The 18,999-nt window shown below is 71.4% G+C and carries 14 protein-coding genes; 5 read left to right on the forward strand and 9 right to left on the reverse strand.

Annotated features, from left to right (window positions below; all coding sequences use genetic code 11):
• Positions 1-9: 9 nt before the first annotated feature.
• The 5 genes from ACIGXP_RS18120 to ACIGXP_RS18140 form a co-directional block, all read right to left on the reverse strand.
• On the reverse strand, positions 10-942 hold the full coding sequence (locus ACIGXP_RS18120; RefSeq protein WP_399769358.1) for a nucleoside-diphosphate kinase: 933 nt from the start codon (positions 940-942) through the stop codon (positions 10-12).
• Positions 939-2,033, reverse strand: coding sequence for an SDR family oxidoreductase (locus ACIGXP_RS18125; RefSeq protein WP_399769360.1), 1,095 nt, complete (start codon positions 2,031-2,033; stop codon positions 939-941). Before ACIGXP_RS18125 ends, ACIGXP_RS18120 begins: the two co-directional genes overlap by 4 nt.
• Before the next feature lie 37 nt (positions 2,034-2,070).
• Positions 2,071-3,741: a hypothetical protein gene (locus ACIGXP_RS18130; protein ID WP_399769362.1), complete on the reverse strand. Its 1,671-nt coding sequence runs from the start codon at positions 3,739-3,741 to the stop codon at positions 2,071-2,073.
• Positions 3,738-6,485 carry a phosphoenolpyruvate synthase gene (locus ACIGXP_RS18135; protein ID WP_399769364.1) on the reverse strand — a complete coding sequence of 916 codons (2,748 nt, stop codon included), beginning with the start codon at positions 6,483-6,485 and terminating at the stop codon, positions 3,738-3,740. Before ACIGXP_RS18135 ends, ACIGXP_RS18130 begins: the two co-directional genes overlap by 4 nt.
• Before the next feature lie 290 nt (positions 6,486-6,775).
• On the reverse strand, positions 6,776-7,444 hold the full coding sequence (locus ACIGXP_RS18140) for a TetR/AcrR family transcriptional regulator (protein WP_399769366.1): 669 nt from the start codon (positions 7,442-7,444) through the stop codon (positions 6,776-6,778).
• A 142-nt stretch (positions 7,445-7,586) separates the two neighbouring features.
• Here ACIGXP_RS18140 and ACIGXP_RS18145 point away from each other — a divergent pair, with 142 nt between their 5' ends.
• The 3 genes from ACIGXP_RS18145 to ACIGXP_RS18155 all read left to right on the forward strand — a co-directional run bounded on the left by ACIGXP_RS18145 (position 7,587) and on the right by ACIGXP_RS18155 (position 9,948).
• Entirely contained in the window at positions 7,587-8,777 is a 1,191-nt protein-coding gene (locus ACIGXP_RS18145; RefSeq protein WP_399769368.1) for a cytochrome P450, read from the forward strand.
• An 8-nt stretch (positions 8,778-8,785) separates the two neighbouring features.
• The gene (locus ACIGXP_RS18150) at positions 8,786-9,007 is read left to right on the forward strand and encodes a ferredoxin (protein WP_399769370.1); all 222 of its coding nucleotides are present in this window, start codon (positions 8,786-8,788) and stop codon (positions 9,005-9,007) included.
• Between the two features lie 251 nt (positions 9,008-9,258).
• Positions 9,259-9,948, forward strand: a complete 690-nt coding sequence (locus ACIGXP_RS18155) for a GAF and ANTAR domain-containing protein (protein WP_399769372.1) — start codon at positions 9,259-9,261, stop codon at positions 9,946-9,948.
• Positions 9,949-9,989: 41 nt separating this feature from the next.
• On the opposite strand, the gene ACIGXP_RS18160 is transcribed toward ACIGXP_RS18155, so the two are convergent.
• Positions 9,990-11,573 (reverse strand): alpha/beta hydrolase, encoded by a 1,584-nt coding sequence (locus ACIGXP_RS18160; protein ID WP_399769374.1) that lies wholly within the window; start codon positions 11,571-11,573, stop codon positions 9,990-9,992.
• 394 nt (positions 11,574-11,967) lie between these two features.
• On the opposite strand from ACIGXP_RS18160, the gene ACIGXP_RS18165 reads away from it, so the two are divergent.
• Both ACIGXP_RS18165 and ACIGXP_RS18170 read left to right on the forward strand, forming a co-directional pair.
• The gene (locus ACIGXP_RS18165) at positions 11,968-12,342 is read left to right on the forward strand and encodes a VOC family protein (protein ID WP_363218902.1); all 375 of its coding nucleotides are present in this window, start codon (positions 11,968-11,970) and stop codon (positions 12,340-12,342) included.
• Between the two features lie 216 nt (positions 12,343-12,558).
• On the forward strand, positions 12,559-15,234 hold the full coding sequence (locus tag ACIGXP_RS18170; RefSeq protein ID WP_399769377.1) for an MFS transporter: 2,676 nt from the start codon (positions 12,559-12,561) through the stop codon (positions 15,232-15,234).
• 123 nt (positions 15,235-15,357) lie between these two features.
• On the opposite strand, the gene ACIGXP_RS18175 is transcribed toward ACIGXP_RS18170, so the two are convergent.
• The 3 genes from ACIGXP_RS18175 to ACIGXP_RS18185 all read right to left on the reverse strand — a co-directional run bounded on the left by ACIGXP_RS18175 (position 15,358) and on the right by ACIGXP_RS18185 (position 18,890).
• Positions 15,358-16,530: a glutamate--cysteine ligase gene (locus tag ACIGXP_RS18175; RefSeq protein WP_399769379.1), complete on the reverse strand. Its 1,173-nt coding sequence runs from the start codon at positions 16,528-16,530 to the stop codon at positions 15,358-15,360.
• 260 nt (positions 16,531-16,790) lie between these two features.
• Complete coding sequence (locus ACIGXP_RS18180; protein WP_399769381.1) at positions 16,791-17,516, reverse strand: FAD binding domain-containing protein; 726 nt, start codon at positions 17,514-17,516, stop codon at positions 16,791-16,793.
• Positions 17,517-17,729: 213 nt separating this feature from the next.
• Positions 17,730-18,890: an alpha-hydroxy-acid oxidizing protein gene (locus ACIGXP_RS18185; RefSeq protein WP_399769383.1), complete on the reverse strand. Its 1,161-nt coding sequence runs from the start codon at positions 18,888-18,890 to the stop codon at positions 17,730-17,732.
• Between the last annotated feature and the right edge of the window lie 109 nt (positions 18,891-18,999).

Consider the following 18,999-nt stretch of genomic DNA (forward strand, 5'->3'; position numbering starts at 1 on the left):
GACCGCTCCTCACTTCAGGCTGTCCAGGTGGCGGCGCCAGGTTGCGGCGTCGGCCCCGTCGAGCACGGGAACGCGGCCGGGGTGCCGCATGGGCAGCACCTTGGAGCCGACGATGACGGTGTCCCACGGGTCGAGGTCGATCCCGTGCTCCCACGCGGTCTCCAGCAGCAGGCGTGGTGCCACCGCCGGATCGGTGCCCGGGTGCCGGGACACGGCATCGCGCAGCCGTTCGACGGCGGGGTCGAAGTCGAGGTCACGGGGCTTGGTGGCCGCGTACAGCCGGCCGGTCAGCCGCAGGGCGTCCTCGGTGCGGTCCTCGCCGGCGAGGGCGGAGCGGAAGAGGTGGTCGCGTGCGGTGTCGTCGAAGTGGACGGCCAGCTCCCGCAGCACGTCGGCGGGCTCGTCGGGGGTGTGCACCAGGTTCAGCAGGTAGCTGTGGCGGCCGAGGAGGTGCCGCAGCTGGCCCGGCCGGCGGGCGTCGGGGTCCGTGGGCCCCTTGAGCCGGGTGAGTTCGACCGACGCGGGGATGTCCAGGTCGTGGCCGGGGCGGAGGATCAGCACCAGGGCGTCTGCGTCCTCCAGGAACAGGGCGGCGAGCCTTCTGCGGTGGGGGGTGGCGAGGTTCCACTGGAAGTACCACAGAGCGCGGATCATGGTGCGGGTCAACCGGGTGACGGCCGCTGCGACGATCCTGAAGCCCCGTCCGGTCACCCAGTCCACGGCCGCCTCCAGCCTGCGGGCCACCACGGCGTCCGGCTTCAGCAGCAGCGCGGCGTGCCGGTGGGCGAACCCGGTGACGTCGTCGGTGAGCGCGGCGAGCTGATCGTGGCTCTCCTGGAAGTAGGTGTCCGCGCCGTACAGCCGTTGTTTGGCCGGGTGGCAGGTCAGCAGCGCGGACACGGGTATGCCGTGCGCGGGCCGGGCGAGAGGGTCGGGGGTCATCGGTGGGTGCTCCCGTCGGGTCGGACTGCGGCGGCCGGCGTCCGGCATGGGGCCGGGCCCAGATAGCCGGTCGCGAGGCAGTGGTCGAGGAGGCGGCGCAGGTACGGCCGTGCACCCGTGAGGGCCGGACGGCTGCTGAAGGCCGCGGCCTGGGAGTCGTCGAAGCGGACGCGCCGCCGGAAGTAGGTGTCGTACAGGGAGATGACACGGTCGTAGTAGGCGCGTTCGCGGCTCGGCAGGGATGTGGCGGAGAACGCGGACGGCGGGACGAAGCGCGGCACCTGGAAGCAGGGGTATTCGGCGAGGACGTCGGAGAAGTCCCGCAGGGTCAGCTCGTGGCCGACCGCGTGCAGGGTGTGGCCTTCTGCGTCCTTCGTGCGGGTGGCGGCCTCGGTGACCAGGGCGGCGACGCGGTCGACCGGGACCAGGTCGAGGACGGCGTCGTAGTGACCGGGCACGGTCCTTACCAGTCCCTGGGTGAGGATCCGGAGCACGGGGTAGATGGTCTTGAAGTCACGGACGCGACCGCTGCGGGTGGCGCCGGTGACGATGCTCGGGCGCACCACGGACACCGGCAGGCCGTCCGTCGCGGCTGTGCGGACCATGGTCTCGGCGGTGAGTTTGCTCTTCTCGTAGCCGTTGCCGGGGTGCTGGCCGACATCGAGTTCGTCCTCGCGGGCCATGCCGTCGCGTTCCCCGCACACATAGGCGGTGCTGAGGTGCACCAGCGGGATGCGCACGGCCAGGGCGAGGTCGAGGACGTGCCGGGTGCCGACGACGTTGATGCGGTCGTAGCGTTCGTCCGGCAGCCCGAAGTCGGTGACGGCTGCGCAGTGCACGATCCGGTCGGCGATGGCGGCGAGCCGCCGGTCGTCGTCGGTCATCCCGAGGCCGGGGCGGGTGATGTCGCCGGTGATCCGGGTCAGGGTGCCCGGCCCGGGGGTGAGTTTTCTGCCATTGTTGCGGACGATGTCGGGGGTGTGGTGCAGCAGCGCCAGCACGGTGTGGCCCTCGGCGGTGAGCCGGGCGGTCACCTCCGCGCCCACGAAACCGCCGGCGCCGGTCACCAGCACCGTCATCGGGTCGGACATCGGTGGCTACCTCCGGACGGAAGGTCGGGCAGGGGGCTCACGGAGCCTGGTGCCGGGGCAGGGCCGGTTGGGGCTGGGTGCCGTGGCCGGTCAGCAGGTCGCGGGCCTCTTCGATGGGCAGTTCCGCGTCGAGGTGGGCGCCGATGCGCAGCCAGTCGTAGCCGAGTTGCAGGGTGGCCCGCCAGGTGTCCGCGGAGTCGAAGGAGAGCGGGAAGGAGTCGGCGCCCGCGGCGGCGCGGACCTGGGCGATGAACCCGCGCAGCTCCGCGAGCAGGCTGTCGCCGTGTTCCGCCGAGTCGACGCTGCGCCGCAGCAGTTCGCCGGCGCGTGCCCCGATCGGCCGAGCGGCCGGGGGCAGCAGCTCCAGGCGGCGTACGAGGTCGGGGTCGGCGGGCAGCGGATGGACGCCATGGGCGCTGAACAGGCCGCGCAGCGCGGCGTGTACGGCGCGGCGCGCGGTGAGTGCGGCGACCCGCCACTGGCCGCGTCGCAGGGCCCCGGTCAAGTCCTCGACGGCGTTCTCGGCCACCACGTTGGACCACACCAGCGCCATGGCCGCGGCGGCGAACCGATCGGCGGGCAGCGGCATCAGATCGACGGCGCGGGGCCCGCCGACGGCGGCGCCGTGCACCGACAGCATCGGCTGTGCGGTGGACGGCGGCGGAGTGACCGGACCGGTCGGGGCGGCGAGCGGCAGCGAGGGGGTGACGGTGCCGCCGCCCTTCCAGGCGAGCCGGATCAGCCCGTAGCGCAGGAAGGCGGCCAGCAGCGAGCCGGGGTCGGCGACGCCGGTGCCGGCGGCCGCCGCCAGCACGTGGGGCAGCGGCCGGCCCAGGACGAGGGAGCGCCAGACGGCGCCGGCGTCGTCGCCCAGGGCGAACACGTCGCGCCGGCCGCGGATGACGTGGACCCGTTCGCCGGCCTGCCAGGTGGTCACCCCGGCCACGCGTGCGACGGTGAGCTGCTCGGGGCGCCGGGGGACACCGGTGAGCCCGAGATCCGTGGCGAACGCGAGGCAGGCGCTGAGGTGGTCGCGGGCGGCATCCGCGTCACCGGATGCGAGGGAGACGGCCTCCAGCTCCCAGTAGCGGTCGCGTACGTCCGCGCGGCCGGTGCGGTCCAGTTGCAGCGACAGCCACTTGGGTTCGAGGTAGGTCTCGCCCAGGCCGGCCGCCCAGGACTTGACGGTCTGGAGGAGTCCGGCGCGGGTCCAGTCGACGGCCTCGTCGCTCTCGCCGAGGCAGAGCAGCGCCGTCGCCTGCCTGAGGGACTGGCGGGCCCGGTGCGCCCACCAGTCGGCGGTGATCCGCCGGAACCGTTCGACGGGCAGCAGCGCCTTGACCTCCTCGACCAGGGCGTGTCCGCGCAGCGGGTGGCTGTGCAGCAGTCGCTGGCAGCGGTTGAGGAGGTCCTCGGAGAGCCGGCCGGGCCGTTCGGCTGCCTGCTCCACCGCGCGGAACTGGTCGGCGAGCTGCCGTACCGACCGGGTGCGGACCTCCACCCGCCGGCCGTCCACGAAAAGCAGTGACGGCATGGTCGGCGGCTCCTCCGCGCAGCGGGCGACGAGCAGGAAGTCGATGTCGGAGGAGGGGTTGCCGAACCCTTCCGCGATGGAGCCCTCGAGGGTCACGGCCCACTCGACGCCGCCTGGAGGTTCGGCGAGGGATTGGTCGAGCAGGTCCTGCAGTTGGTCCTCGGTGAGGATCACGGGTGTGCCTCCGTTCGGGGGCCGTTCAGGGCGGCGGACGCGCCGTGCCGGTCGGGGGTTGCGCCGTCGTCGGGCGGGTCGGTGAGTACGGTGACGGTCCCGGCGGCGCCGTCGACGCGCAGCCGCGTGCCGGTGCGGATCTCGGTGGTGGCGTCCTTGACCTGGACCACGGTCGGGATGCCCAACTCCCGTGCGACGACGGCGACATGGGTGAGCGGGCTGCCGCGTTCGATGACGAGGGCGGCGGCCGAGGGCAGCGCGGCGACCCAGCCGGGGTCGGTGCGGTAGGTGACCAGGACGCCGCCCCCGATGTCGTGCGGGTGGTCGGTGACCACGGCGGCCGCTTCGGCGACGCCGGGGCCGCAGGGGGTGCCACGCAACTCGCGGGCGCCGCTGCGGGCGGCGGGACCGCCGGCCCAGCCGGCCCGCTCCAGGTTGCCCGACCAGTACGGGGCGCCGTGGGTGATGAAGCGGGACGGTGCGTGCAGGGCGGTGTCGGCGGCCAGCTGCCTGCGGCGCAGCGCGGCCAGCTCGCGCAGTTCGGTGTGGACGATCATGCCCTCGTAGGCACCTTTGATCTCCTCCAGACGCAGCATGAACACGTCGTCCCAGGCATCGATGGCACCGGTGCGCGCCAGGTCGCGTCCCAGGGCGCGCAGCATGCGCTTGGCCGCGCCGAAGGCCCGGGTACGGCAGAACCTGAGCCGTTCCCGGTCGGCGAGCGCCGCCCGGGCCTTGCCCCGCACCCGCTCGTACAGCAGCCGGCGCGGGCCGTGCAGGTGTTCGTCGAGGTAGGCGTCGGCCTCACAGCCCCGGTCCCGGGCGCCCTCGTTCGCGGGGTCCCGTAATGCGTCGCGCAGCAGCGTGAACAGTCCAGCCGGGTTCTCGTGCAGGTCGGGGACCTCCAGCTTGAGTTCGTCGGGGCTGCGATAGCCGTAGTCGGCGATGTAGGCGTCGACGGCCGCCAGGAACCGGGTGTGGCCGGCCTCGTGCAGCGCCCGGTGGGCCGCGGAGTCGGATGTGTGCTCCAGCAGGTGCAGGATCTCGGAGTCGGCGCGTGCCCGGGCGGCCAGCTCGCGCAGTGCCCGCACCGGTTCGGCCGACTCCACGGTGCCGGCGGGGGCGGCCGCGGCCCAGGTGAACCACTCGGGGGCGTCCGGCAGCCAGCTGCGGGTGAGCAGGGCCAGCAGTCCCACGGAGAGCAGGATGGTGGCGTCCAGGACCTGCATCGGGCCCCATTTCTCGATGAGTTCGCGCTGCAGCCGACGGAAACGGCGGTAGGTCTCGTCGCCGGGCAGGGAGTCGTAATCGACATCGTTGAAGATTGCGTACGCCCGGTAGAAATCCCGGTGGAACCTCTCCACGGATTTCCGGACGGTGAGAAATCGCCAGGTGAAGACGCTCGTGCGGACCAGTTGTGACAACCGGGCGCGCAGCCCGGAGCGAGGGGTGAACGGATGCAAGGCGTCGGCGGTCTCGTCGGAAATGCTCTCGGCGACCCCGAGGGATTTCTCCAACACGCGCCGGTTGAGCGGGTACAGCGGAGCCAGGCGCACCATGCGGTACCAGTGGAACAGGTTGTAGTAGACCCGTCCGTGGAGGTATCCGAGCAGGTGCGGGGTCCACTCCCCCACCTCGCGCAGTTGCTCGCCGCGTACGCCCAGGGCGCGGGCGTAGCCGTCGTACACCTTGGCGTAGGTGTCGGCGGCGAAGCTGAAGGTGAGGGGGGAGACGACGCCGCCGAAGCTCTCGATGATGTTGGAGTTGTCCCAGATCCGCAGCTCTCCCTCGGGTTCGGGCGCGCGAGCCGGGGTGGTGACCGGGCGGCTCTGCAGGATCCACAGGGTGCCCTCGGCGATGGCCCACTCGATGTCCTGCGGGGCGCCGAAGTGCGCGGTGATGCGGCGCCCGGTCTCGTGCAGCAGGGCCAGGTCGGCGGGGGTCAGGGCGCACCTGGCGCGGTCCTCGGCGGCGACGGGTGACACCCGGCAGCCCGGTCCGGGTCCGGCGTCGTAGCGCTCCTGCTTGTCGCCGATCACCGTGGTGAGGGGCCGGCCGGTGGCGGCGTCCAGGACGACGGTGTCGGCGTCGACCGCGCCGGAGACCAGCCCTTCCCCCAGCCCGTGGACGGCACTGACCAGCTGGCGGTCGGTACGGCCGGTGGTCGGGTCGGCAGTGAACAGCACGCCGCTGCGCTCGGCCGGCACCATGCGCTGGACGATCACGGCGACACCACCGGTACCGGGCGGCAGCCGGCGCTGGGCGCGGTAACGCAGGGAGCGTTCGGAGAAGCCGGAGGCCCAGCAGCGGCGGACATGGGCGGTGACGTCGTCCAGGCCCCGGACATTGAGGAAGCTGTCGAACTGGCCGGCGAAGGAGTGCCGTGCGCCGTCCTCCTCCGCGCCGGACGAGCGGACGGCCACCGCACCGCCGCCGGCCTGCCGGTATGCCAGGGCGATGGCTTCGGTGACGCGCGCGCCGAGCGGGGCGGCCTCGATCAGGCCGGCGACGTCCTCGGCGACCTGCCGGGCCTGCGCGTGCCGGCCGTCGGCGAGCAGCCGGGCCAGGTGCTCGTCCAGACCGCTGCCGCGGCAGAATTCCGCAAAGACGTCCAGGCCGAGGACGGACCAGCGTGGTACGTGAAAACCGGACGTGGTCAGGGTGTGGAGGTTCTCGGCCTTTCCACCGGCCCATTCGGCGATCACGGAATGGTCACTGGACGCTGTGAGAACGTGCAGGGGCAACTCGTTTCCCTTTCAAGGGGGTTACGCAACCGGTGCGCGTTGTGCGATCTCGCCCGAATGTTTCACAGCATGGCCTGTCAAAACATCCGGTGCGCCCACCGCGGATGTTTTTCGGCCGTCGTGGCATTTTCAATTGTCCGGCCGACCACGCCGTTCAGGACGACACGGCAGCGATGCACGGCGGCGCAGGCCGCAATGGCGGCGGCGGCACCGCCGAGGAGCGTGTCGATCAGCCGCTCGTGGACGTGCAGGGCGCCGTCGGCCTGGTCAGCGGCGCTTGGCCGGCCTGGTCAGCGGCGCTTGGCCGGGTGTTGGTCCGCTCCTCGGCCCCCGGGCGCCTTCTCGTCGTGCAGGAGTCCTTCGAGTGCCGTGAGTACGTGGCCGCAGATCTCGTCCGGTTCTGCGCTCGCCAGCGGCTCCTGGCCGACCACGACCCGCATCAGGCCGATACCGAGCAGCCAGGCCATGGCGAGCTGTGCGCGCAGCTTGCTGTCGTCGGCGGAGGAGAGGGCGGCGAGGGCGGCGGCGTACTCCTCCCCCAGCGCGCGTACGGTGTCCGGGGCGGCATCGGCGCTGCCGATGGAGCGCAGGTAGACGGCCAGCAGTCGGTCCGCATCGGGTTTGCCGCCCTCGGCCAGGACGCCGCGCAGCGCGGTCTCGAACAGCCGGTCCGTGGGCGTGCTGATCAGCTGCTCCTTGCCACCCTGCGCCATGACCTCGGTGAGCAGGGCCTTTTTGGATCCGAAGTAACGGAATATGAGTGCCTGGTTCACCCCTGCGCGTCCGGCTATGTCGCGGACGGTGGCCGCCTCGTATCCGCGCTCGGCGAAGACCGCGCCGGCCGCGTGCAGGATGCGCAGTCGGGTCCCGCGGGCGTCACGCGGACGGTGCGGGGAGTCCTCGCTCGCGGGGCCGTCCCCGGGCTGGTCCTGCTGCCGCGTGTGCTCGCCGATGTCCACCCTCTGCTCCTTCTGCCGTCCGCCGTGAGCCCGCTCCGCGCCTGCCCGAGGAGCCGTCAGAGTAACGGCCGGTTAGCGTCGTTGACCTCCAGGTGAGCGCCTCCTAGCGTTGTAAGCGTGTGCTTACACCAGGGAGGCAGCAGTGACTGCAACGGACCCCGCACCCCTCGCCTATCCCTTCAACTCCAGCCATGACCTGGCCTTGTCCGAGGCGTACGAACGAGCCCGGGACACGCCGGGGCTGTTACGCGTCCAGCTGCCGTACGGGGAACCGGCGTGGCTCGCCACCCGCTATGCGGACGCCCGGCTGGTCCTGGGCGACCAGCGCTTCAGCCGGGCCCTGGGCCTCGAACACGACGAGCCGCGCGCCTCCGAGGGCAGGCGGGAGAGCGGGATCCTCGGCATGGACCCGCCCGACCACACGAGGCTGCGTTCGCTGGTCGCCAAGGCCTTCACCGTGCGGCAGGTCGAAAAACTCCGGCCGCGGATCCGGGAGCTGACGTCCACGCTGCTGGACGAGATGGAAGCGGCAGGGCCGCCGGTCGACCTGGTCGACCGCTACGCCCTGCCCATTCCGGTCGCGGTGATCTGCCGCCTCCTCGGGGTACCGGAGGAGGACCGCCCGCGATTCCGCACGTGGAGCGACGCGGCGCTGTCCACCAGCTCGCTCACCGCCGAGGAGTTCGACCGCAACCGAGAAGAGCTGCGGGCGTACATGGCCGAGCTGATCGCCGCTCATCGCGAGCAGCCCCGGGACGACCTGATGACGGCGCTGATCGAGGCGCGCGATCACGACGACCGGCTGTCCGAGCTGGAACTCGTCGACCTGTGCGTCGGCATTCTCATCGCCGGCCACGAGACCACGGCCACCCAGATCCCCAACTTCGTGCTCACCCTTCTCGACCATCCGGAGGCGCTGTCCCGCCTGCGTGCCGAGCCCTCGCTCATCACCGGCGCGGTCGAGGAGCTGCTGCGCTTCGTGCCGCTGGGCAGCGGTGCCGGTATGCCCCGCTACGCCAAGGAGGACATCGAGGTCGGTGGCACCCTGGTGCGGGCCGGGGAACCGGTGCTGGTCGCCATCGGCGCGGCCAACCGGGACGCGCTGCGCTTCACCGCGGCCGGCACGCTCGACTTCTCCCGGAGCGGCAACGCACATCTGGGCTTCGGCCACGGCGTCCACCACTGCCTCGGGGCTCCCCTGGCCCGCCTCGAACTGCAGGAGGCCGTCGGCGCGCTGGTGGCCCGGTTCCCCCGGCTGCGCGTCGCCGGGGACATCACCTGGAAGACCGAGATGCTGGTGCGTGGCCCCCGCGTCATGCCGGTGAGCTGGTGAGGCGGCCCATGGGCTGGCAGCTGCACATCGCCTCCGACCGCTGTATCGGCTCCGGGATGTGCGCCGGGGCCGCACCGGACCTGTTCGCCCTGGACGACGACCATGCGCGCCCCGTGCGCGAGCGCATCGCGGAGGACGACGACCGCGCCCTGGAGGCCGCCGACATCTGCCCGATGCTGGCCATCACCGTCCGGGACGCCGACGGGAGGGAGATCGCTCCCCGCGAGTGAACCTCCGCGCCGGGCCCCGTCCCGGCACGGTCGCGCCGACGATCGGCCGATCGGCCCGCCGCCCGTGGTCCTCCGCCGGCGGGCCGCCGTCCCACCCGGCCGAGTGGCACCGTCCGGGGCAGAGAGCCGTTCTTCCGGCACAGGGGCCGGACGGGCCCGGGGAACCGGGATGTCTCACACACACGCGGTCCGGCTTGCGTGGAATGCTGGGACACGGCCTGTCCGGGACGAACCGAGAGGCGGAGGACACGATGGACTGGGCTCGGTTCGCAGAGCAGATGGCGGCGATGGCGCGGGATCTTCTGGCGCAGAAGTCGGTCGGCGCCACCCTGGAACGGATCACCGCTTCGGCCACCAAGCTGGTCGAGGGCTGCGACGCGGCCGGCATTCTGGTGCTGCACGGCACGAAGGTGCAGACGCTCGCGCCCACCGGGCAGCTCGTCGTCGACAGCGACCGGCTGCAGGAGCGGTTGGGTGAGGGGCCCTGCTTCGACGCGGCGCGCAGCAGCGCAAAGGAGCGGGTTTTCCGCATCGCCGACTTCACCCGGGAGCAGCCGCGCTGGCCCGCCTTCGCCCCCATGGCCCGTCAGCTGGGTGTGGGCAGCATGATGGGGTTCCTGCTGTACACCGAGGACGAAGAGCTGGGCGCGCTGAACCTCTACTCGTGCAGGCCCGGCGCCTTCCCCGAGACCAGTGAACTGGCCGGCTGGCTGCTGGCCTCGCATGCGGCGGTCGCGTTCTCCAGTGCCCGCACGCACGCCCAGATGGAGCACGCCGTCGCCACCCGCCACATGATCGGCGAGGCGATGGGCATTCTCATGGGGAGCCACCGCCTCACCGAAGAGCAGGCGTTCGACGTGCTGCGCCGTTACTCGCAGGAGAACAACATCAAGCTCCGGGAGGTCGCCCGCCGGGTCTGCGAGCGGGGCAGTCTGTCATGACCGCAGCAGAGCCGGCCATGTCACCGGCTCCGTCAGCCGCGTCAGAAGCGGGGCGACTGCGGTGTGTGCGACGGCCCGGGGACGGGAAGGGACGTCACGCCGGGGCTCCGGCGGCCGGACGGCTTGCAGGTGACGTCACGGGCCGGAAGCCTGCCGTTGCTCAGGAAGGCGTTGACGGTACGGTCGGCGCAGGCGCGTGGGTCTCCTGAGTAGACACCGTGGCCCTCACCTCCCTTGACGTACACCATGCGTGAGCCCTTCAGGGCGTGATGCATACCGAGGCCGCTGGCCAGGGGTGTCTGGGAGTCCCACTGGTTCTGGACGGTAAGCACACCCAGGGTGTTGTGCACTTCGGTGACGGGCTCGGCCGGTTCGGTCCAGAACGCGCAGGGGGTGATGTTGGAGGCGAAGTCGCCGTAGAGGGGGTACGTGGCCTTGTCCCGGATCGCGTCACGCCGGTACTGCTCGGGGTCGCGTGGCCAGGCCGCGGTGTCGCCGCAGAGCACGGTCCAGAAGACCACGGAGGCGTTGTCGGTCGGCTGCTGTGCGGCGGGGACCTGCGCAAAGCGCGGTTCCGGTTGCCGGTCCGGCGCGGGGGAAGGACGCAGGGACGCATGGCCGTCGGCGGCCTTCTTGAGCCTGACGACCTCATCGGCCGCGGACTTGGGCCTGAAGAACTCGGCGCGCAGTGCGGCCCGGATGTCGTCCCCGGTGAGTTTCTGGCCGGCGTCGTCGATCGGAGTGCGGTCGGCCCGGGCGATCAGGTCCCAGAACGTCTTCTTCACCTGCGCCGGGGTGTTGCCGAGGCCGTAGGTGCGGTCGTGCCGGGCGGTCCACTTCGTCCAGCGGGTGAACGCCGGCTCGGTGCCCTCGGCCCAGACCTGGATCATCCCGCGCCACACCCGGGCGGGGTCGACCGCGCTGTCCAGGACGAAGCGGTCGGTCCGCGTGGGGAACATCTGCGCGTAGACGGCGCCCAGGTAGGTGCCGTAGGAGTAGCCCAGGTAGGAGATCTTCTTCTCGCCCAGAACGGCGCGGATGACGTCCATGTCACGAGCGGTGTTGCGGGTGGTGAAGTACGCGAGCCGGTCGCCGTTCTCGGCACGGCACTTGTCGGCGACGGTCCGGGCCCACTTGACGTCCCGGCTGAACGTCGCCGCCTTGTAGGGGTGTTCGATGTTCTGTTCCCTGGGCGTGAGACCGCAGGTGAGCGGGGTGCTGCGGCCCACGCCGCGCGGGTCGAACCCGATGAGGTCGTACTGCTCGCGCACGTTCTTCGGCATCGCGTTCTTCATCATGACCGGCATGTCCAGGCCCTCGCCGCCCGGTCCGCCGGGGTTGAAGAGGATCGCGCCGTGCCGTTTGCCGGGGACAGCCGTCTTCATACGGGAGATGGCCAGCTTGATCTTCTTGCCGTCGGGGCGGCTGTAGTCCAGCGGTACCTGGATGGTGGCGCACTGGAACGCCGCGGGCTGTGACGGGGCGCATCGGTGCCAGGCGGGCTTCTGGTTCTCGAATCTCCTCAGTGGTTCCGCCGCGGATGCCTGTGCCGCCGGCACGAGGGCGGGGAGCAGCGTTGCCGTGATCCCCACGGTGAGCAAGGGCGCGATGCGTCCGGTCCGCACGATGGCCGTTCCCTTCGGTCAACTTCCAGTGGGGAACGAGCTTTTCGTGCCGGCGGAGCCCACGGATCCGTCTACGGGGCAGACTTGCTACGACTCCCGGCGTACACAGAAAGAGACGTGCGGAGGAGAACCAGAACGGGCTGAACTCCGTCCCCGCCACCTCCCAAGGCGAGGACGGAGAGCTTATCCGGTTGGCGCGGCCTGCAAGATCAAGTAATGTCCTGTGATGTGAACACCGGACCGGCGCTACGCCACACACGGATTGGTCTTCCGGTGGAAGGCTGATCGCACAGCGGGTGCGCAGAACGCACCCCCTCGGTTCGGCACGTGGACCCCCTCGCGGTCGTGCACCGCGATTCCGTTTCCCGTGCCGGACAACAACGAGGTCAGCCGCATGACAGTCACGTTCAACCACACCATCATTGCCGCCAAGGACCGCCACGAGTCGGCCCGGTTCTTCCGGGAGCTCCTGGAACTTCCGGAAGCACCGTCCTGGGGCCCGTTCACCAACATCCAGCTCACCGACGGCGTACTGCTCCAGTTCGCCGAGCCGCCGGTGGAGATCCAGATGCAGCACTACGCGTTTCTGGTCGACGACGAGCTGTTCGACCGGGCGTACCGGCGACTGCGCGAGGGCGGCGTCGAGCACTGGGCCGATCCGCAGATGCGACGCCCGGGCGAGATCAACAACGAGCACGGCGGTCGAGGGGTGTACTTCAAGGACCCCGCCGGTCACGCGATCGAGCTGATCACCCGCCCGTATCTGTAACGGGTGCCACCGGTCACCGCCGTCGCAACTGGTCGAACGGGTGGCGAGTCGTCGTCGCCCGTTCGGCCGGTGCACCAGCGTGATGCACCCTCCTCTCCCCGGGATCTAGACTCACTTGGTAGCCGCAAGCAACGGATAGCGAGTGATGAGCGACACGGGTAGCCCTCCAGCCGGGCAGTGCGCGGGTGGCGGGGCGAGGCAAGGAGATCTGCACGCATGACCACGCCCGCGTCCCCGCCCCGTGGGGAAGCCGCCGCGACAGCCCCGTCGGCCCCGCCGGCCGGCCGACTGACGCACCGCCAGATCATGACGATCCTCAGCGGCCTGATGCTGGGGATGTTCCTCGCGGCGCTCGACCAGACCATCGTCAGCACCTCGATCCGCACGATCGCCGACGATCTGCACGGACTCAGCTCCCAGGCGTGGGTCACCACCGCGTATCTGATCACGTCCACCATCAGCACGCCGCTGTACGGAAAGCTGTCCGACCTCTACGGACGCAAGCCCTTCTTCCTGGCAGCCATCAGCATCTTCATCGTCGGCTCGGCGGCCTGCTCGTTCGCCACCTCGATGACCGAGCTGGCCGCCTTCCGGGCCTTCCAGGGCATCGGCGCCGGCGGTCTGATGTCACTGGCGCTGGCGATCATCGGTGACATCGTGCCGCCCCGGGAGCGGGCCCGGTATCAGGGCTACATGCTCGCGATGTTCGGCTCCTCCAGCGTGCTCGGCCCGCTGATCGGCGGTTTCCTGGCGGGCCGCGGCAGCATCCTGACCATCGCCGGCTGGCGCTGGGTGTTCCTCGTCAACGTGCCGGTCGGCGTCATCGCCCTGTTCGTCGTCGCCAAGGTGCTGAACCTCCCGCACACCCGGCGCGAGCACCGCATCGACTGGTGGGGCGCGCTCACCATCGCCGTCGGTGTGGTGCCGCTGCTGCTCGTGGCCGAGCAGGGGCAGGACTGGGGCTGGACGTCCGCGAAGGCCTGTGTCTGCTATGCGGTGGGCGCGGTCGGCCTGGTGGTGTGGATCTTCGTCGAGCGGGCCATGGGCGAGGAGGCTCTGATCCCGATGCGGCTGTTCCGCAGCTCGGTGTTCAGCAAGATGAGCCTGCTGTCCGTGCTCATCGGCATGGGCATGTTCGGCGGGATGATGATGGTTCCGCTGTACCTGCAGATCGTGAAGGGCGTCAGCCCCACCAGGTCCGGCCTGCTGATGCTGCCCTTGATGGTCGGGATGATCTCCGGGACCATCGTGGTCGGACGCATCATCCAGAAGACCGGCAAGTACAAGATCTTCCCGATCGTCGGCACCGCGCTGATCATCGCCGCCATGCTGCTGTTCCACTACCGCGTGCAGTGGAACAGCCCGCTGCCCGAGACCATGGCTTACATGGCACTGTTCGGTATCGGCCTCAGCGGGTGCATGCAGATACTGACACTGGCCGTGCAGAACGCCGTGGAGCCCAAGGACATGGGCGTGGCGACCGCGTCCGCCACCTTCTTCCGACAGATGGGCGGCACCGCCGGTACCGCGGTCTTCCTCTCGGTGCTGTTCAGCACCGTCGGCGACAAGATCGGCTCCGCCTTCCGGGCCGCGTACGAAACGCCCGGCTTCCAGGCCGCGCTCCATGACCCGGCCGTACGCTCCGATCCCGCGAACGCCCCGGTGCTGGAGATGTTCAGGCACCCCCGGGCGGGCGGCGGGAGCGGCTCCGGCGTGCTGAACGACTCCTCGTTCATCCAGCGGCTCGACCCGCGCCTGGCGCAGCCGTTCAAGGCCGGCTTCACCGACTCGATGCAACTGGTGTTCCTGATCGCGGCGGCCGTGATGGTGCTGGGCTTCCTGGTCGCTCTGTGGACCAAGGAGGTGCCGCTGCGCAAGGTCTCCGGTCTGGAGGCGCAGGCCGCCGAGGAGAACCGCGGCCCGGCCGCGGAGCCCGGCCAAGCTGCGGAGCCCGGCTCAGCTGTGGAGCCGCCCGCGGCCACCGCCGAAGGGTCGGCTGCCGTGGAGTCAGCCGTCGGCGCGACCCCCGCCGCCCGGTCCGTCGCCCGAGCCGAGCCCGCCGCCGGAGGCGCACCCGTCGCCGGAGCCTCCGCGGAGGGGGGCGGACCCCCTCACGGCGCCCCGTCGTACGGCGTTCGCGGCCGGGTGCTGGACGGCGCGGGCAGGCCGGTGCCGCAGGCCGTGATCACCCTGATCGACGTCGAGGGACGGCAGCTCGACCGCGCCGTCAGCGCCGAGGACGGGGGCTATGCGGTGAGCGTCCCGCGCCCCGGCACCTATGTGCTGATCGGCGCCGCCGGCGCGCGGCAGCCGCAGGCCGTCACGGTCCTCGTCGGCAATGAGCCGGTCGGGTGCGACCTCGCGCTGAGCGGCAGCGCCGCCCTCACCGGATCCGTCCGGGACGCCGTCGACGGACACCCGCTGCCAGGCGCCCTCCTGGTCGCCACCGATGTACGCGGCGAGGTCGTCTCCTCGGGCACCTCGGCGGCCGACGGCACCTTCCTGCTCGCCGATCTGGTCCCCGGCAGCCATACGCTCACTGTGAACGCGCCCGGCCACCGCCCCACCGCCCTGCCGGTCGAGGCCACCCCGGGAACGACGGGGGCCTACGAGGTCCGCCTCGAACCCGGCGCCCGGCTCCACGGTGTGGTCAGCACCGCCACCGGCAGGGCGCTCGCCGACGCCAAGGTCACTCTGCTGGACGCGGCCGGGAACGTGGTCGCAACGGCGGTCACCGGCCCCGACGGCGCCTACGGGTTCACCGACCTCACCGGCGGCGAGTACACCGTCATCGCCGGCGGTTACCCGCCGGTCGCCGCATCACTGCGCGTGGACGCAAGCGGCGTCACCGACCACGACCTCGAACTGTCCCACGAGGACTCGCACCGGTGACCCACGTCGGGAGCCGGGAGCGGTGATGCCGGTGAGGCCCAGGAAGTCGGCGCGGCAAGGACCCGCCGACTCCCTGGGCGTCCGGCGCCGCGGTACCCACCCCGGAGAAGACCGCCTGGCGTGTCATCCGGGAAGCTCGACAGCGAGGTCGTCCACCACTGCCTGCAGGCGGCCTCCGTACTGTTTCGCGACACGCCGCTGGCGCGCGCAGCCGGTCCCGTCGACCTGGACATCGCTCAGCCAGTCGCCGACGCACTGGTCGTCGCCGTACCGGCTGAGGTACGGCTCCACCCGTTTCCACAGCTCCTCGACCAACCGGCCGACGGACGTGACCGCGCAGTCGCGGGTGTGGGTGGCGGGCAGGGTGCCGGCCGGACCGTGCCGGGCGGCCTGCCAGCATGCCGCCCGCAGCAGCAGGTCGGGGACCTCGGGCGCGTATTCGCCGGCGCGTGCCGCCTCGACGGCGTGCCCGACGAGGCCGCGGACGAGCAGCGCGTACGCGGTGGTGGTCCCGGCGTCGGGCATCACGTCCGCAATGCGTACCTCGATGGTGGGAAGATGCGCCGAAGGCCGCACGTGCCAGTAGATCATGCCCGAGTCCATCGCCGCTCCGGTGGCCACGAGTTGGTCGACGACCCGTGCGTAGTGGGCCGCGCCCCGCAGATAGGGGGGCGGCCCCGCAGCGGGCCACCGGCTCCAGACCATGGAGCGCCAGCTCGCGTAACCGGTGTCCGATCCGCCGCTGTACGGGGAGTTGGCGGTGAGGGCCAGCAGCAGGGGCATCCAGCCGCGCAGGTGGTTGACCGCCTCCACGGCTTCTTCCCGTTCGGCCACGCCGACGTGCACGTGGCAGGCGTTGACGCCCTGCTCGTGGACCAGGAGCCCGAAGCGGCGGGCGAGGGCGAGATAACGCGGCTGGTCGAGGAGGGGCGGTGGCCCGGTGCGACCGAGGACCGCCGTGCCGCTGGGCACCAGCAGGCAGTCGTACTCGGCGGCCGCGGCGGCCGCACCGGCGCGTAATCGCAGGATCTCGGCCTCCAGTTCGGCGGCCGTACGGCACACCGCGCTGACCGTCTCCACCTGGGACTGCGAGAGTTCGGGGGTGACATGTGGCGCGCCGAGGTGCGCGCGGGCGGCAGGTACGACGGACAGGGATCTGTACACGGCCGACCTGCTGTGCCGGTCGGCCAGGACGAACTCCTCCTCCACTCCGACTGTCGGCGGTGCGGTCGCCTCCGGCGGGAACCCGGGCCCGCCGGCGGCAACAGGGGTCACGGCATCAAGCGGCTCTGGCACGTCCATCCCCTTCGGGAGACACGGGACACCGGCATCACTCGTCGTGGGCTGTGCGCGTCTCACTCTCCTCGCTGGCGAGCTCGGGCGCATGGACCACTCCCTGCCGGACAACGGGTGGGAACCGCCATGCTGCGCCGTCCGCCGAGGCTGCTGCAAGCGGTTGCCAAGCCAGCCTCAGGGCATGCGGGCCGCGCGTTCGGCGGGAGGTGCTGCGGGACGAAGCAGTGTGCCGGGGGCGGAGCGGTCGGCGCTCCGCCTCGTCACTCCGTGCTGTGATCGCCGAGCAGACCGGTGACCTGTGCGTGGACGGCTTGCCATGCGGAGGCCGGCAGGTCACCCAGGGCGGTCTCGCTCAGCGAGTGCAGGGTCTCCTCGGCGTCGGTGGCGGTGGTGCACCTGACGCTGCCGCTGAGCACCTCATGACCGTCGCGGACGGCGACCCGCAGGCGGTTGCCGCTGTTGTCGGCGTGGACCGCCGAGGCGACGACGAGGGGTGGCGGTCCGCCTGTCTCTCCGGCCAGTTTGCGGTAGGAGGAGGCGAGCGGTGTACGCCAGCGCAGGCTGACGAGGACGGGACGCTTGGCCACCAGCTCGGCCATGTCCGTCTCCTGGAGGCCGTCGGATTCCAGCACTGTCGCCCGGGCGTCCAGGACGAGTGCCGCGGGCAGCAGACAGCGCAGCGTGCTGCCGACGAGGTTGCCGCCGACCGTCGCGGTCCGCCGCACGGCTCCGGTGCCCACCATGGCGGCGGCCAGGCGGAGCACGTCCGGAACCCGGTCGTCGATCCGGTGCAGGACCACGGCGCCGCCCACCGTCTGCCGCCCCATTACGTTGGCCTCCGGCAACTCCCGCAGCGACATGGCCTGTTCGGGAAATCCGTCCCGCTGCCAGGTGGCCCAGACGAGGGTCGCCCCGCCGATCGGCACGGCACCCTCGGCCAGGCACGTCTGGGCTTCGGACACGGATGTGGGCAGCCTCAACAGCACAGCAGCCGACCTGCCTTCCGGAGAACTCGGATCCGTATCGGTGGGTGATGTTCTGGCCAACCACCCACCGCGAAGGCAGTCTTCCCGCCCGGGCGGGGGCGCGTACAGGGCTCACACGAGCACGGTGTGTGCCGGGCGGCCCGCGCCGCCCGGTTGCGAGCTCTCCGGGCGCCTCTCGCAGCCGGACGTCAGGGGCGCACGGACCGTCCCGGGTCAGCGGATGCGGCGGAGGGCGTCGGGCGTGAGGTCGGCCAGGGTGGGGTAGCCGTCGACGGCCATGAGGAGGTCGGCCTCCGCGAGCACCGAGCGCAGGACATGGACGATGCCGTCGGTCCCGTCGAGGGCCAGGCCATAGGCGTACGGGCGGCCGATACCGACGGCGGTCGCCCCCAGGGCGAGGGCCTTGACGATGTCGGCGCCGGAGCGGATGCCGGAGTCGAAGAGGACCGGCAGGTCACCGGCGGCCTCGGCGACGCCGGGCAGGCAGTGCAGCGCGGGCAGCCCGCCGTTGGCCTGGCGTCCGCCGTGGTTGGAGCAGTAGATGCCGTCCACGCCGGCGTCCCTGGCGCGGCGGGCGTCGTCGGGGTGGCAGATGCCCTTGAGGATCAGCGGCAGGTCGGTCATCGACCGCAGCCAGGGCAGATCGTCCCAGGTGAGCGGGTTGCCGAAGGTCTGCGCCCAGCGCATCACCGCGGCTGCCGGGTCGTCCTCGGGGGACTTGGCGAGACGGGAGCGGAAGACCGGATCGCTGGTGTAGTTGGCCAGGCAGTGTCCGCGCAGCTGAGGGAAATTGCTGACGGCGAGGTCACGGGGACGCCAGCCGGTGATCCAGGTGTCGAGAGTGACCACGATGCCCTTGAAGCCGGCCTTTTCGGCACGGTGGACGAGGCTTTCGGCCAGTTCCCGGTCGGTGGGCGTGTAGAGCTGGAAGAAGCCCGGGGTGCCGTCGAACTTGGCGGCCACCTGCTCCATCGGGTCGACGGTCAGGGTGGAGGCGATCATCGGCACACCGGTCCGGGCGGCGGCGCGTGCGGTGGCGAGGTCGCCGTGGCCGTCCTGGGCGCACAGCCCGATCACGCCGATCGGAGCAAGGAACAGCGGCGCGGGCAGGCGCATGCCGAACAAGTCGACCGACAGGTCCCGTTCCCTCGCGCCGACCAGCATGCGCGGGACGAGACCCCACTGCTCGAAGGCGGTGACATTGGCTCGCTGGGTGTACTCGTCCCCGGCGCCGCCCGCGACGTAGGAGCGCACCGACGGGGTCATCGCGGCCAGGGCCGGCGCCTCCAGCTCCGCGCAGGTCATCGGCAGCCGCGGTGCCACGCCGTGCAGCCCGGCGAGGTAGATCTCGTTCTGGTAGTCGGCGAACGCCATGGTCCGGTCCTCCTGCTCCGGCCCGCCCCGTGCGGGCCCTGCCGCTTCCACAGTGCAAGACTGGCCATGGAAGGCAGGGGAAACGCAGGATTCTCGCCAGGGAGCCCGT

Source organism: Streptomyces sp. NPDC053069, assembly GCF_044546895.1.
GTDB lineage: Bacteria > Actinomycetota > Actinomycetes > Streptomycetales > Streptomycetaceae > Streptomyces.

Excerpts from the sequence above, each read along its gene's own strand:
- ACIGXP_RS18120 (WP_399769358.1), bottom strand. The coding sequence starts at position 942 with ATGACCCCCGACCCTCTCGCCCGGCCCGCGCACGGCATACCCGTGTCC.
- ACIGXP_RS18125 (WP_399769360.1), bottom strand. The coding sequence starts at position 2,033 with ATGTCCGACCCGATGACGGTGCTGGTGACCGGCGCCGGCGGTTTCGTG.
- ACIGXP_RS18150 (WP_399769370.1), top strand. The coding sequence starts at position 8,786 with ATGGGCTGGCAGCTGCACATCGCCTCCGACCGCTGTATCGGCTCCGGG.
- ACIGXP_RS18155 (WP_399769372.1), top strand. The coding sequence starts at position 9,259 with ATGGACTGGGCTCGGTTCGCAGAGCAGATGGCGGCGATGGCGCGGGAT.
- ACIGXP_RS18165 (WP_363218902.1), top strand. The coding sequence starts at position 11,968 with ATGACAGTCACGTTCAACCACACCATCATTGCCGCCAAGGACCGCCAC.
- ACIGXP_RS18170 (WP_399769377.1), top strand. The coding sequence starts at position 12,559 with ATGACCACGCCCGCGTCCCCGCCCCGTGGGGAAGCCGCCGCGACAGCC.
- ACIGXP_RS18185 (WP_399769383.1), bottom strand. The coding sequence starts at position 18,890 with ATGGCGTTCGCCGACTACCAGAACGAGATCTACCTCGCCGGGCTGCAC.